The organism is Streptomyces capitiformicae (assembly GCF_002214185.1).
Lineage (GTDB): Bacteria > Actinomycetota > Actinomycetes > Streptomycetales > Streptomycetaceae > Streptomyces > Streptomyces capitiformicae.
The window spans coordinates 9,694,989-9,708,567 of record NZ_CP022161.1; the positions used below are offsets into that span (position 1 = coordinate 9,694,989).

12 protein-coding genes and 2 pseudogenes are annotated in these 13,579 nt (G+C 70.6%); 9 read left to right on the forward strand and 5 right to left on the reverse strand.

Translation table 11 applies throughout. The features are described 5' to 3' along the window. Positions 1–60: 60 nt before the first annotated feature. Positions 61–597 carry a hypothetical protein gene (locus CES90_RS43575; protein WP_189780524.1) on the forward strand — a complete coding sequence of 179 codons (537 nt, stop codon included), beginning with the start codon at positions 61–63 and terminating at the stop codon, positions 595–597. A gap of 27 nt (positions 598–624) precedes the next feature. Here the strand turns inward: CES90_RS43575 and CES90_RS43580 are convergent. Continuing rightward, positions 625–945, reverse strand: a pseudogene (locus CES90_RS43580) (macro domain-containing protein); the annotation flags it as partial. Between CES90_RS43580 and CES90_RS43585 the strand changes: the two are divergent. The 3 genes and pseudogenes from CES90_RS43585 to CES90_RS43595 all read left to right on the forward strand — a co-directional run. Further along, a pseudogene (locus tag CES90_RS43585) lies at positions 942–1,382 on the forward strand (ATP-binding protein); the annotation flags it as partial. The pseudogenes CES90_RS43580 and CES90_RS43585 sit on opposite strands and share 4 nt — an antisense overlap. Before the next feature lie 855 nt (positions 1,383–2,237). Then, on the forward strand, positions 2,238–3,533 hold the full coding sequence (locus CES90_RS43590; protein WP_189780525.1) for an RNA polymerase sigma factor: 1,296 nt from the start codon (positions 2,238–2,240) through the stop codon (positions 3,531–3,533). 236 nt (positions 3,534–3,769) lie between these two features. Then, positions 3,770–4,027 carry a hypothetical protein gene (locus CES90_RS43595; protein WP_189780526.1) on the forward strand — a complete coding sequence of 86 codons (258 nt, stop codon included), beginning with the start codon at positions 3,770–3,772 and terminating at the stop codon, positions 4,025–4,027. Between the two features lie 675 nt (positions 4,028–4,702). Here CES90_RS43595 and CES90_RS43600 read toward each other — a convergent pair. The 3 genes from CES90_RS43600 to CES90_RS43610 all read right to left on the reverse strand — a co-directional run bounded on the left by CES90_RS43600 (position 4,703) and on the right by CES90_RS43610 (position 6,876). After that, positions 4,703–5,326: an Rv1733c family protein gene (locus tag CES90_RS43600; RefSeq protein WP_189788577.1), complete on the reverse strand. Its 624-nt coding sequence runs from the start codon at positions 5,324–5,326 to the stop codon at positions 4,703–4,705. 223 nt (positions 5,327–5,549) lie between these two features. Next, entirely contained in the window at positions 5,550–6,374 is an 825-nt protein-coding gene (locus CES90_RS43605; protein WP_189788574.1) for an MOSC domain-containing protein, read from the reverse strand. A 55-nt stretch (positions 6,375–6,429) separates the two neighbouring features. After that, a complete protein-coding gene (locus tag CES90_RS43610; protein ID WP_189788573.1) occupies positions 6,430–6,876 on the reverse strand; it encodes a DUF6643 family protein in 447 nt (148 codons plus the stop codon). 316 nt (positions 6,877–7,192) lie between these two features. On the opposite strand from CES90_RS43610, the gene CES90_RS43615 reads away from it, so the two are divergent. Then, positions 7,193–8,461 carry a TerD family protein gene (locus CES90_RS43615; RefSeq protein WP_229914534.1) on the forward strand — a complete coding sequence of 423 codons (1,269 nt, stop codon included), beginning with the start codon at positions 7,193–7,195 and terminating at the stop codon, positions 8,459–8,461. Positions 8,462–8,670: 209 nt separating this feature from the next. On the opposite strand, the gene CES90_RS43620 is transcribed toward CES90_RS43615, so the two are convergent. After that, a complete protein-coding gene (locus CES90_RS43620) occupies positions 8,671–9,846 on the reverse strand; it encodes a glycosyltransferase (RefSeq protein WP_189788571.1) in 1,176 nt (391 codons plus the stop codon). 57 nt (positions 9,847–9,903) lie between these two features. Here CES90_RS43620 and CES90_RS43625 point away from each other — a divergent pair, with 57 nt between their 5' ends. From CES90_RS43625 to CES90_RS43640, 4 genes are all read left to right on the forward strand, one after another. Then, positions 9,904–10,710 (forward strand): glutamate racemase, encoded by an 807-nt coding sequence (locus CES90_RS43625; RefSeq protein ID WP_189788576.1) that lies wholly within the window; start codon positions 9,904–9,906, stop codon positions 10,708–10,710. Between the two features lie 50 nt (positions 10,711–10,760). Then, on the forward strand, positions 10,761–11,318 hold the full coding sequence (locus tag CES90_RS43630; protein ID WP_189788570.1) for a hypothetical protein: 558 nt from the start codon (positions 10,761–10,763) through the stop codon (positions 11,316–11,318). A 65-nt stretch (positions 11,319–11,383) separates the two neighbouring features. Continuing rightward, positions 11,384–13,000 carry an apolipoprotein N-acyltransferase gene (gene lnt / locus CES90_RS43635; RefSeq protein ID WP_189788569.1) on the forward strand — a complete coding sequence of 539 codons (1,617 nt, stop codon included), beginning with the start codon at positions 11,384–11,386 and terminating at the stop codon, positions 12,998–13,000. A gap of 67 nt (positions 13,001–13,067) precedes the next feature. Beyond that, positions 13,068–13,541, forward strand: coding sequence for an NUDIX hydrolase (locus CES90_RS43640; RefSeq protein WP_189788568.1), 474 nt, complete (start codon positions 13,068–13,070; stop codon positions 13,539–13,541). Positions 13,542–13,579: the final 38 nt, after the last annotated feature.

Sequence of the window (13,579 nt, forward strand, 5' to 3'; positions counted from 1 at the left end):
CAGTATGAACGTCATGGAGGAGACCGGCGCAACTCGCGCACATACGGGGCTCGGACGGTCATGAACACCACTCAGGTCATCACTCTGCTGACTGGGCTCGTCACCGCTCTGGTCGCGCTCCTCGGGTACTGGGTGAGCCAGCATCAGAAGCGCCGGGAACGCCGGGCCGACGTCTTCGCCTCGGCCCTGGAGGCGATCCGGGAGTACGAGCAGACCCCGTACCTGATACGTCGGCGTGAAGGGCCGGACGCGGCGACGCGCGCCCGGATATCGGAGCGGCTCAGCGCCAGTGCGGCCCGCCGCCGCTATCACGAGGCGGTGCTCACGCTCGACTCGCCGATCGTCGCTGCGTCGTACCGGGCACTGCTCGTCCGGACGCGGAGGCAGGTCGGTCCATACCGGTCGGATGCCTGGAAATCGCCCGTGATCGCGAGCGACGAGGAGTTCCCCGGCTCGGCGTACTACGCCTACGACAACGGGCCGGAGTGGGACCTGTGTCTCCTGGCCATGCGCCGGGAACTCTCGGTGTTCGCCGCGGTGCGCCGCCGGGACACCCGTCGTCGGCTGGAAGCGCTGATCGCGTCGCGGTCCGCCTGAGCCGACGCCGACCGGGAAGTTGTTCCGTCAACCGACCTGCGCTGCGAACGCCTCGTAGGCCCCTCGTCGAAGAGGACAGACCGGACCTCCTCGTCTGCAGTCCGGGTGGCCCGTACCGTCTGCACCGCGATGCGGGCGGCGTCGCCCATCGGCCAGCCGTAGATGCCGGCGGTAACGGCGGGGAAGGCGACCGGGCGGGACGCCCAACTCGTCGGCGACGCACAGGGATTCGCGGTAGCAGGAGGCGAGGAGGTCGGGCTGGTCGGTGTCCAGCGTGAAGCGCGGGCCGACGGTGTGAATCACCCACTGGGCATCGCGGTCACCCACGGTGGTGGCGACCGCTTGGCAAGCTCCGCCTGCCCGCCCACCGGATGACCACCGCCACGGTGTCCGGGGCCTATCCCTTCCTCGCCGAGGGCGGACTGGGCGCGGAGGGCATCTTCATCGGCCGCGACGTCCACGCGGAGGCCGCGTTCTGCTACGACCCGTTCTCGCTGTACAGCAGCGGCCGGGTCGAGGGCTTCACCAACCCCAACGCGGTCCTGGCCGGGATCATCGGCATGGGCAAGTCCGCACTGGCCAAGTCCATCGCCACCCGGGCGATCGCCCACGGTTACCGGGTCTACGTGCCCTGCGACCCCAAGGGCGAGTGGACGGCCGTCGCGCAGGCTCTCGGCGGCTACAGCATCGCGCTGGGGCCGGGGCTCCCGGGCAGGCTGAACCCCCTGGATGCCCCGGCCGGGCCCGCCTCGGTGAGCGAGGACGACTGGTCAACGGAGGTCCGCCCCGGCCAGACCCACAGGTTCCCCCGGTGCCGCTTGCCATGGTCGGTAAGCCATACACCGGCCAGCAGCGAGAAGGAGCCGGGGCGTCCGTCCGGTTCGCCCGGCATCAGGCCATCGACGTGCGGGGCGCCCGGCCGACGTGGCCACGGCGGGACCGTCGTCGCCACCTGCGCGAAATCAGGGTCCTGAACATCGAGATCCGAACGCAGCAGCTGGCCAGCTAGCTCCCCAATGCCCGCCTCCCGGTAGAAGTCGAGCAGTGCATGGCCCTCTGGGGCGAAGCGCGGCCACAGGAAATACGGTCCGATGTGATCCTCTCCATGAGGCTGCTGCTCGAGCAGCGCAGCGACCAGCTCGCGCCCGTCGGCGATCTGCTCGCCGCTGAGCACGTCGGAAATCACCACGAACCCCCTGTCGGCCGAACGCGGCCCTCGTCTCGCCGGTGATCGTCACCATGCCGTTCAGTGCAGCAGGCAGCGTCTTCTCCAGCAATCGAATTGCCCGCTACGCCACGCCCAGACGCCAGTTGCAGTCAGTGCGCAACCCGCAGTGCTGCACGACGTCGGGTACACGCCAGCCGTGGCGCTGACGGACTTCCAGTCGCTGCGCCGGCACCCGCACCTCGACGACGCGCCGGACGCGATCCCCGCCCGGAACACGAGAACCGCCTCAAGGCCGCCCAGGTTGTCTGGCAATCTTGCTGGACAACTCGTAGACATCTCTATCCTTCTCCAGACTTGTGCTCCCGGTGAGCGCGAGGAGGAGTGGATGGCAGGGCGACGGACTCGACCTTGGGGCCCTCTAAAGGGCACCAGTCCACAGGAGAACCAGGCTGCGGCCTTGGTGCGTACGTGGATGGATGAGGCAGACCTGACCGTGACGGCCCTGCACTCGGCAATGACCGACGGGTCCGTCGGCAAGGGGCCGGTGCCAAGCCGGGCGACGGTCGCCGACCGACTGGCCGGGCTCAATCTCACCGGCGAGTTCGTCGATGCCGTGGCCGCGGTCTGCTTCTCCGCCGCGGACGCGCCGGCCAGGGCACGGCAGGCACGTCAGATCCTCAACGGCGGTGGCCGGTTTCGTCCCGACGGGGTCGGTACGGCGCCCGCCGCGCCGACCCCGATGGCGCTGCCGCAGTCCACCCCACCGGTTCACGGTGCGAGGAGGAATCCCGGCCGTGGCTTGGGGCCAGATAACGTGGCCAAGCTACACCGCACCCTGAGCGCGATGACCAAGGAACTCACCGCGCTGCGCGCCGAGCGGGACGCGTTGGATGAGCGCTGCGAGACCCTGCTCCGCGCGTTATCGGCGTCTGAGGCGCTGGTGAAGAAGCTGACCGAACGGCATGAGCCGCCCGACGGCACGGCCCACGAGTCGCCCGCGCCGAAGGCGATCCACATCACGCTGCCCGCGGAGGACGTGCGCCCCGTCGCCCGGTGCGACGCCACAGAGACAGGAAGGCCCGTCGGAAGCAGCCCCCGCCCGGAACCGATCGCCGGGAAGGGCAGGGGATCCGAGCATCGAGGGCCCCCGAGCCCGGGCGGGATGCCGCTGACGCCAGGCGTCCAGCCCGCACGGAGCGACGCGCAGGCCCACCCCGGATCGGCACCGGTCGCCACGCTCGTGCCCTCTGACGTCAGGAGTGAGCAGGCGGTCGGACTACCGCTCGATTTCCAGGCGTTCTTCATGATGAACAGGGAGGCCTACACCAAGTACGCCCGCCTGCATCTGCGGGAGGAACTGGCCCAGGAGGCGGTACACGGCACCTTTCTCACCATCCTGAGCGAGTGGGAGGTCTTCCTGGGCCACTCGGAGCCCGCTGCCTGGGCCTGGAAGTTGTTGCGGCGCAGTGTCGCCGAGCGGGCTGGCATCATCTCTCGAAACCATGTGGTGGCACGGGCCATGCGGGACGCCCGGGCCACCCTCGACGGAATGACCAGCGATCTCGGCCTCTTCAGCGCCATCGCGGAACTGCCGGAGCGTCAGTTCGACGTGATCGTACTGCGGTACGTGCTGGGCTGCGGCACCGAGCAGATCTCCGATCTGCTTGGAGTCAGCCCGGCGACCGTTCGCTCCCACGATCGGCTGGCCAGAAGGCGTCTGGCGAGAAGACTCGGCCTGCGCACCAGTGACGATCAGTTGTCATGGTGAGCTCCTGGGCAGGGCTCGGCACCCATCGGTCACCGTCCGTCACGACTGCGCGAGGGCCACCGTGCGGGCGGGGAACGGCGACGTCGGCAGTGACCGCACACGAACGACACACCGGAAACCGATTCCGCACGTCGGGGGCCGCAGCGCCACTGCGACCCCCGGCGCATCGAACACCCGAGGAGGCACCCCTTGAACAGGCCCGGCCTCGGCCCAAGCAGTCCCGAACGGAGAACCACTTGACCGACAACCGTAACCCGCGCGTCGCGCCTCACGCAGCAGCCGTCAACATCACGGTCGAGGGCCCGGCACAGCTGGTCGTGGCGACCACGATCGCAAGCGCCGACCACGGATCGCGGAGCGAGATCGCCGCGCCCGCCGTCGCCGAGCCGGACGCCGGTCCGCCGTTCTGGCACCGCACGTCCGTGATCTGGAGCGCCGTGGCGGCCCTGGCCGCGACCACCACCGCCGTCCTGGCATGGGTGTTCGGAAGCTGAGTGCGACCGGACGGGCCGCCGGGATGCACTCCCGGCGGCCCACGTCGCAAGTGCCTAACCAGTAGGAGCTGCATGCTGGTGCGCCACCAAGAGCTGCTGCTCTGCCGCAGCCTTGGCGATCAACAAGTCGTCGTCCCAGCGGGGCTTCATTGGCGCCACACCAGCCATAGCTCCAGAGTAAGCGCGCCAAGTGAAGGTGCCCCTCCTCCCGGCCTCGGGCTGGCCACTGTTACGGATGTAGATGCAGGCGACGCGAAGGCAATGTGCACTGCCGCGCGCGTAGCTCAACACCCCGCAACAGCACCCCGTCGGCAGGTCATGTCCTCATCATGTGCTCCCCCTGCCCGGCTCCGACGGCGGCCAGCGTTCGGCCCGGGCCATGACGTCCTCAATCGGCTGGAGGTCCTCCGACAGCTCGGCCCATGTCCGGGACCAGAACTCATCCCAAGGATCAACGGGATCGCTCACCTCGGCCAGTGCAGCCGCGAGTTGCAGGGCTGCGTCGACGGGCTGAGCCGTAGGCAACGCGGGCAAAGAAGAAGTCCGTCGACTACACCGTGTTCAGCCGCGGGTGGGCCGACCTCGGCAACCACGCCTCCGACGGGCCTGCCGTTTGGATCACGCCTGGGCCGTGGGGGCCGTAGCCCGAAGTCGGCATGATCCAAACGGCAGGCCCTAGCTGCCCGTGCCCGTCCTGCCCCAGTCCGGCCCCGCCTTGTCCCATGCCTGGTCCCAGCGGGTGTACCGGCGGCGGACCATGCGCCAGACGATCAGCCGTCTGCCGCCCTCGACCAGTCCCGCGGCGAGCACGGTCGCGCCGAATCCGGCCAGCACGGCGTGCGTCGTCGCGGTGGCGGTGTCCAGCGGCCGGCCGGTTATCCGGCCCTGTGCGTCCGTCCACAGCGTGAAGTGGTCGCCCGGCTTCGGCTCCTTGAGGTTCGCCATGACCGTGCCCTGCCGGTCGGAGCCGTCCGGGCCCGTCCAGTCGGCGACGACCCGGCGCTGCCGGTCACGAGTCGTCGCGGTCTCGGGGTCGGGGTCCAGCGGGGAGGCGTCCGCCTTCTTGACGACGGTGGCCGTCACCAGATGCCGGGTCTTGTGCTGGTCCCGTACGGACTGCTGCAGGGCGCCCTGGGCGGCGATCCCGACGAGGACGCCGATCAGGGGCGCGGCGAGGAGGATCAGCGAGAGAGCCGCGAAGGCGAGCCATGCCTCGACCAGATCGGTCGTCCGGCGCAACGGGTTGTGTCGCCAACGCCACAGTCCGCCGAATGCCCGCAGCCCACTGATCGCCCGCACGGTCGTCCCCACCCCCCCTTCCGCGTCCGTGAAAGGCCGTCTCATGAACTTCTCACAAACCCCAACGGCCGGGCCGGGCGCCTGTGTTCCCCGTACACGCACCCAATCGTAAGAGGTTGAGTTTTCAAGATGGGATCGAGCTCCTTCAAAACCGCACCGACCCAATCCGGGGTGGCACGGAACTCATCGAGAGCAAACAGCTCAACGGGCCATCCTCAAACGGCTATTCGAGAACGCGCACCGGATCGCCGATCCGTACCGTGCCCCCGGATTCCGGAACCAGGTTCTGCCCGAAGACCAGCTTGTCGCCGAAACGCCGATGGCGGGCGAGGGTGCGCAGCGGCTCCCGGCCGCGCTCGGCGGTGTGCTGGTCGGTGGTGGTCACCACGCACCGCCCGCACATCTTGGCGACCCGGAAGACGACCTCGCCGATGGCGACGCGCCGCCAGTCGTCCTCCTCCCAGGCGTCCGTGCCGTCGACCACCACGTTCGGCCGGAAGCGGTTCATGGGCAGCGGGCCCTCTTCGGGGTGGTCGCCCTGTGCGACAAGGGAGTTGAGCGCGTCGAGCGAGGCGAGCGTGGTGAGCAGCAACGGGTAGCCGTCGGCGAAACTCACGGTCTCGCCGGGGCGGGCGTACTCGGGGTCCAGCGGGCGGCGGGTCGCCGGGTCGTCCAGGTGCACGAGCCGTACGGGAACGCCCAGGTAGCCGCTGAACCAGGCGTGTGCGGCGGCGTCGGCGGGGACCCCCTCAACCTTGTCCCGCCAGAGCTCCACCGTCGTCGTCCCGGCGGGCTCGGGCACGGGGACGGTGAGGGGCTCACGGCCGGGCGCGGACAGCAAGAGACCGCCGTCGGGCAGTTGCCCGGCGGCGGCCAACGCCATCCGCGGATGCGGACGTTGAGTGATGACCTTGCCCGAGTCGTCGACCAGCACCCAGCGGCGGTCGCCCGCCAGCCCCCAGGGCTCCACGACGGCCTCGTCGGGGGCGAAACCCCGGGCCGCCTTCAGCGGGTGGACATGGATCGAGTGCAGTGACGGATTCCCCATGGGGTCATCCTGCCAGCAGGCGGTGACAACCCCACGCGGAATATTCCAGAAGCCCTCAGTACCCGCGGTACTGCTGACCGTTGTACGGATCCTGCTGGTAGGGGGCGGCGGCCGGGGCGGCCGGGCGCGGAGCCGCGGGGCGCATCGCCTCGTAACCCGTGCCGGCCATGGGGCGCTGCTGCTGAGGCTGGGCGCCGGGGTAACCACGCGGAGTCGCGGCCTGCTGCGGGATGTACGCGGCCGGTGCCTGCTGCAGCGGCGAGGGCTGCTGCTGCGGATAGCCGTAGGCGGGGGAGGGCTGGGAGGGGCCCGCCGGCAGTGCGGGAAGCGCCGACGGGAGCGCGGGCAGATTGCTGCCCGGGATGTCGTACTGGGCGGGGACTCGGATCGGGGCGATCTGAGGGGTTCCCCGCTCGGCGACGAGGGAGTCGTAGATCGGGGTGTCCGCGAAGGACGAGGCGGAGTAGTAACCGCCGCCGTAGGTGGAGCGGGGGGAGGTCATGGCACATAAGTTAAGCCCACGATGTGCTGGTTGGGGAGACCGATAAGAGGGTTGTTTTCCGTGTCGGCAGTGACGCTGGATCCCTAATGCGAGCGAACTCGGCGAAAAAGGGCAGCAAAGAGCGTTCTGATCGTGTAAAGGGCGAGTTCCGCGGGGGTTACCTGCAGTTGGCCACTCGTCTTTCGGTACGGCATCTGGGGGTTCGGGCGCCCGGGGGAATAGGTTTGGCGCCGACAACGGAGCCGATCGGATCCGGCGGACTGCGTGCGGCCGGCCCGGCGACGACCTTCTTGGTGACCTTCTGATGGGGGCGGACATGTCAATGCCGAAAGGATCGAACGTCGCGGTGCCGACCACCGCGCTTCGCGTGGAATTGGGCTGGCGTTCCGGACCGGGCGTGCCCGACACGGACGCGTCGGCGCTGCTGCTGGTGGGCGGAAAAGTGCGCTCCGACGCGGACTTCGTCTTCTACAACCAGCCCGCGCACTCCTCGGGCGCGGTCCGGCACGAGGGCAAGCGGGACGCCGGCGGCCAGGTCACCGACTCGGTGCTCGTGGACCTCGCGCGCGTGGAGCCCGCCATCGAGACCGTGGTGCTCGCCGCCTCCGCCGACGGCGGCACCTTCGGGCAGGTACCCGGGCTGTACATCCGGGTGCTCGACGACCGGGCGGGCACCGAGATCGCCCGTTACGACAGCGCGGACGCCAGTGTCGAGACCGCCTTCGTGCTCGGGGAGTTCTACCGCCGTCAGGGCGCCTGGAAGTTCCGCGCCGTCGGACAGGGCTACAGCAGCGGACTCGAGGGCCTGGCCACCGACTTCGGCATCACCGTGGACGAACCCCAGCAAGCGGCACCGCCCGCGCCCGTGGCCCCACCCGTCACCGCCCCGCCGCCGGTGACGGCCGCACCGCCCGCGCACCCCGCCCCGCCCATGCCGCCGACCCCCGTCCGCCTCACCAAAGTCACCCTCACGAAGGACGCCCCGGCGGTCTCCCTGACCAAACAGGGCGGCACATCCGGCGCCATGCGCGTCAACCTCAACTGGGAGGTGCGCAAGCAGTTCAAGGGGTGGGGCGCCAAGCTGGGCCGGGCCGTCGCCATGCACTCCGACCTCGACCTCGACCTGTGCGCCCTGTTCGAGCTGTCCGACGGCAGCAAGGGCGTCGTCCAGGCGCTCGGCAACGCCTTCGGAGCCCTGCACCGGCCGCCGTTCATCCATCTCGACGGCGACGACCGCACCGGTGCCCTCGCGAGCGGCGAGAACCTGACCATCAACCTGGACCACAAGGAGGCGTTCCGGCGCATCCTCATCTTCGTGACCATCTACGAAGGCGCCCGCTCCTTCGCCGACCTGCACGCGACGGTCACCCTCCAGCCCCAGCACGGCGCGCCCGTCGACTTCTCCCTCGACGAGTGCACCGTCCCGTCCACCGTCTGCGCCCTCGCCCTCCTCACCAACCAGGGCGGCGACCTCATAGTCCAGCGCGAGGCCCGCTACCTGGTTCCCGAACGCGGCGTGAGTCCCCAGCGCACGGTCGACTACGCCTATGGGTGGGGGATGAACTGGACGCCGGGCAGGAAGTAGCGCCGTATAGGGGGAGCGGCTCCAAGCAGATCGGGCGAAGTCCGCTGCGGTTCGGCCGCGCCCTGAAGGGGCGCGGGGCGGAACATTCTGCGGCTCCGCCGCGATGGGGGTCCCCCCCCCGCGCGAGCGCAGCCGAGCGTGGGGGAGCGACCAGCCACGACGGTGCCGCAGACGATCGACGGCCTGTCTCGGTACTTCCAGCGGAGCGCTCAGCTCTCGTCCGGGACGGTGTCCGGGCGGGCGTAGGTGCGGCCCTTCCAGGCCGCACCACGTCCCCTGTAGTGCTGCACCGCGGAATCGACCGTCATCAGGAGGTACAGGAACGCGGTGAAGGGCAGCAGAGGAGCGAGCCACAGCGGCTGGGTGTAGTGGCGCAGCATCGGGACGTACGTCGCTGTCATCAGCAGCCATGCGAGCCCGCCGACGAGCGCGGCGGGCGAGTCTGCCGTGGCGAGGCCCACGAGGAGCCCGGCGGGCGGTACCAGATACACCAGCGCCAGACCGAGAACGGTGCCCGCGAGCAGCGGCGGGTTGTGCCGCAGCTGCGCGTAGGCGCTGCGCGCGACCATGCGCCACAGATCGTGCAGCCGGGGGTAGGGCCGCACGCTGTCCACCCGTTCCGCGAGCCCCAGCCAGATATGGCCGCCGCCGGCCTTGACCGCCCTGGCGAGCGCCACGTCGTCGATGACGGACTGCCGGATCGCGTCCGGGATCCGGGCCCGCTCGGCCGCCTCCGTGCGCAGGAGCACGCAGCCGCCCGCCGCGGCCGCCGTGCGCGAGCCCCGTACGCCGATCCGGCGGAACGGGTACAGCTGGGCGAAGAAATAGACGAAGGCCGGCACGACCAGCCGTTCCCACAGGCTCTCGGCACGCAGCCGCGCCATCTGCGACACGAGGTCGAAGCCGCCGGTACGTGCGGCCGCCACCAACGCGCGCAGGCTGTCCGGGCGGTGGGCGATGTCCGCATCCGTCAGGAGCAGGAACTCGGGTGCACGCGCGCGTGCGAGCCCGATTCCGTGGCGTACGGCCCAGAGTTTGCCGGTCCAGCCGGAAGGGGGCTCCCCGGGTGAGGAGACGGTGAGGGGCAGCCCGCCGTGCCGTCGGGCCAGTTCACGGGCCAGCTCGCCCGTCCCGTCCGCACTGCCGTCGTCGATCAGGAAGACCTCCGCCCGGCCGGGGTAGTCCTGGGCCAGCAGCGACGGCAGGCTCTCGGGCAGTACGGCGGCCTCGTCGCGCGCGGGGACGACGACACAGACGTACGGCCAGTCGTCGGGATCCCGGCGGGGCGGCAGGCGCACATCCGTGCGCCAGAAGAAGCCCTGTCCGAGCAGCAGCCACAGCCAGGCGGCGAGTGATCCGGCGGCGGTCCACGCGATGACGCTCACATGGGCAGTCTGCCCCACGGCGGTGGCCCGACCGAGGCGATCGTCTATCGTGGCCGGGTGAAGATCGCGCTCATGGACTCCGGTATCGGTCTGCTCCCCGCCGCCGCCGCGGTACGGCGGCTGCGACCCGACGCGCACCTCGTGATCTCTTCTGACCCCGACGGCATGCCCTGGGGCCCGCGCACCCCGCAGGACCTCACGGAGCGCGCCCTCGCCGTCGCCGAGGCGGCGGCCGCGCACCGGCCCGACGCCCTGATCGTCGGCTGCAACACCGCCTCCGTCCACGCGCTGCCCGCCCTGCGCGCCCTCCTCGAACCCGGTCTGCCGGTGATCGGCACCGTCCCGGCGATCAAACCGGCCGCGGCCGGCGGCGGGCACGTCGCCATCTGGGCGACGCCCGCCACCACGGGCAGCCCCTACCAGCGCGGCCTCATCGCGGAGTTCGCCGACGGCGTGGCCGTCACCGAGGTCCCCTGCTGGGGGCTCGCCGAGGCGGTGGAGCACGCCGACGAGGCGGCCATCGACACCGCGATCGCCGCGGCCGCCGCGCTGACCCCCGACGATGTAACGACCGTCGTCCTGGGCTGCACCCATTACGAACTCGTCGCCGAGCGCATCCGCGCGGCCGTTCAGAAGCCGGGCCCGCCGCCCCTCGTCCTGCACGGTTCCGCGGGCGCCGTGGCTGCCCAGGCGTTCCGCCGGATCGGCGAGCTCCCCGCTCCCGATGCCGACTGGACCGACGCGACCCTGACGGTGCTCCTCAGCGGACGCGAGGGTTCGCTGCCCGCCCCGGCACTGGCCTACGAGGAGGGCAGGCTGCTCCAGACGGTCAGTCCGGCACTGGCCGTACACCGGGAGCAGTGACGTTCCGCAACCAGGTGCCCGCGCTGCGGAACCTGAGTAGGCTCATAGCCATGAGGGACCACCCCCACGGCGAGACGGGCACCCCCGATGCCCCCCACCCCGAGGTCTGGACCGGCCGCGCGACCAACCGCGGCCAGTGGCTCCTGGCACTCGGCGGTGGCGCCTGCATGGCACTGGGTATCGAACTCGCGGTCGACTCCGCATGGACGTCCGGCATCGCCCCGCTCCTCATGTCGGTCATCGGCTGCATCGCGGCCGGACTGCTCGTCCTCTTCGGCACGCTCGCGTTCGTGCACGTCTCCGTGACGGTCGACAAGGACTGCCTGGAGGTGCGCTGCGGCCACATGGGCGTGCCGCGCCGCCGCATCCCCCTCTCACAGGTCGCCGACGCGGCCTTCGCACCGATGATCACGCCCCACCAGTGGGGCGGCTGGGGCTACCGCTGGCGGCCCAAGAAGGGCACCGCCGTCGTCGTACGCCGTGGTGAGGGCGTGGTGCTGAGCTTCTGGGACGGCCACACGTTCACGATCACCGTGGACAACGCGGAGACCGCCGTACGCGTCATCCGCGCCCGGCTCAGCCCGAGGGCGTCCGGCGCCGCGCGCTGACGACCTCACCGGGGCCGCGCGGACCGCGCTGTCGGGGCCGGGGGAAGGCGCCGTACACTCCCCGAGTGACCGTCACCGCGACTCCCGTAGACGAGCCGGAGCAGCTCGAACCCCAGGCCGCGCCCGTGTCCCGCGCGTCCAGATGGGCGGGCCGGCTCCTTCCGGCCGCCGCCGCGGCGCTCTCCGGGGTGCTGCTCTACATCAGCTTCCCGCCGAGGACCCTGTGGTGGCTGGCCCTGCCGGCCTTCGCGGTCTTCGGATGGGTGCTGCGTGGACGCGGCTGGAAGGCGGGGCTCGGCCTCGGCTATCTCTTCGGTCTCGGTTTCCTGCTGCCGCTGCTCGTGTGGACCGGCGTCGAGGTCGGCCCCGTGCCGTGGATCGCGCTCGCCGCCATCGAGGCGGTGTTCGTGGCGCTCGTCGGCGCGGGCGTCGCCACCGTGTCGAGACTGCCCGGCTGGCCGGTCTGGGCCGCCGCGCTGTGGATCGCCGGTGAGGCCGCACGCGCGCGTGCCCCCTTCGAGGGCTTCCCGTGGGGCAAGATCGCCTTCGGCCAGGCGGACGGCGTCTTCCTGCCGCTGGCGGCACTGGGCGGCACCCCGGTGCTCGGCTTCGCGGTCGTGCTGTGCGGCTTCGGGCTGTACGAGGTCGTACGCCTGGTCGTCGAGGGGCGCCGTTCCGGTGCCGCCCTGCACAGGGCCACCGCGGCCGTGGCGGCGTTGAGCGTGGTCGTGCCCGTGCTCAGCGCCTTCGCGTCGCGCGGCCTGGTGAGCGACAAGGCCGAGGTCGGCACCGCGACCGTCGCCGTCATCCAGGGCAACGTCCCGCGCCTGGGCCTCGACTTCAACTCGCAGCGGCGGGCCGTGCTCGACTACCACGCCAAGGAGACCGAGCGCCTGGCCGCCGAGGTCAAGGCAGGCAAGGTCGAGCAGCCCGACTTCGTGCTGTGGCCGGAGAACTCCTCCGACATCGACCCCTTCGCCAACGACGACGCACGCGCGGTCATCGAGCAGGCGGCCACCGCCATCGGCGCCCCCATCTCCGTCGGCGGTGTGGTCGAGCGGGACGGCAAGCTCTACAACCAGCAGATCCTCTGGGACCCGGAGAAGGGCCCGACGGACACGTACGACAAGCGGCAGATCCAGCCGTTCGGCGAGTACCTTCCACTGCGGTCGGTCATCGGAGCCATCAACAGCGAGTGGACGTCGATGGTCCGCAAGGACTTCAGCCGGGGCACCGACCCCGGTGTGTTCACCATGGACGGTGCCAAGGTGGGGCTCGTCACCTGTTATGAGGCGGCCTTCGACTGGGCGGTGCGTTCCGAGGTCAGCGACGGCGCGCAGTTGATCTCGGTCCCGAGTAACAACGCGACCTTCGACCGCAGCGAGATGACCTACCAGCAGCTCGCCATGTCCCGCGTCCGCGCGGTCGAGCACAGCCGCACCGTCACCGTCCCGGTGACCAGCGGCGTCAGCGCGATCATCATGCCGGACGGGAAGATCACCCAGAAGACCGGGATGTTCGTCCCGGACTCCCTGGTCCAGGAGGTGCCGCTGCGCTCCTCGCAGACGCCTGCCACCAAGTTCGGCGTGCTGCCCGAGACGCTTCTGCTGTTGGTCGCGGCGGGTGGGCTCGGCTGGGCGATCGGGGCCGGTGTGCGCGGGCGGCGCGCCGGTGGCGTGTAGCGGTACGCCTTGCGTGCGCGCTCCGGAAGAGCGGGGGTGAGGGAACCGGCCCGCTAGGGTCGGTCCCATGCCTACCCCTGATTTCATCCGCACGCTCCGCGCCTCCGCCGGCCATCAACTTCTCTGGCTCCCGGGAGTCACCGCCCTCGTCTTCGACGACGAGGGCAGGGTGCTTCTCAACCGCCGCTCGGACACCGGCAAGTGGTCGCTGATCGGCGGCATCCCGGAGCCGGGGGAGCAGCCCGCGGCCTGTGCCGTGCGGGAGGTCTTCGAGGAGACGGCGGTCCACTGCGTTGCCGAACGCATCGTCCTCGTACAGGCGTTGGACCAGGTGCGCTACGACAACGGCGATGTCTGCCAGTACATGGACACGACCTTCCGCTGCCGGGCGGTCGGCGGCGAGGCACGTGTCAACGACGACGAGTCGCTGGACGTCGGCTGGTTCTCGCTGGATGCCCTGCCGGACCTGAACGAGTTCGGACTTTTCCGTATCAAGCAGTCGCTGTCCGACGCGCCCACGTGGTTCGACCCGATGGTCTGAGCCCGCGCGAGAACGAGGAGTGTACAGGGGTTGACGTA

Coding starts and splice junctions, on each gene's coding strand:
- CES90_RS43605 (WP_189788574.1), bottom strand. CDS start 6,374: ATGGGGAATCCGTCACTGCACTCGATCCATGTCCACCCGCTGAAGGCG.
- CES90_RS43630 (WP_189788570.1), top strand. CDS start 10,761: ATGAGGGACCACCCCCACGGCGAGACGGGCACCCCCGATGCCCCCCAC.
- CES90_RS43590 (WP_189780525.1), top strand. CDS start 2,238: ATGGATGAGGCAGACCTGACCGTGACGGCCCTGCACTCGGCAATGACC.
- CES90_RS43610 (WP_189788573.1), bottom strand. CDS start 6,876: ATGACCTCCCCCCGCTCCACCTACGGCGGCGGTTACTACTCCGCCTCG.
- CES90_RS43615 (WP_229914534.1), top strand. CDS start 7,193: ATGTCAATGCCGAAAGGATCGAACGTCGCGGTGCCGACCACCGCGCTT.
- CES90_RS43640 (WP_189788568.1), top strand. CDS start 13,068: ATGCCTACCCCTGATTTCATCCGCACGCTCCGCGCCTCCGCCGGCCAT.
- CES90_RS43575 (WP_189780524.1), top strand. CDS start 61: ATGAACACCACTCAGGTCATCACTCTGCTGACTGGGCTCGTCACCGCT.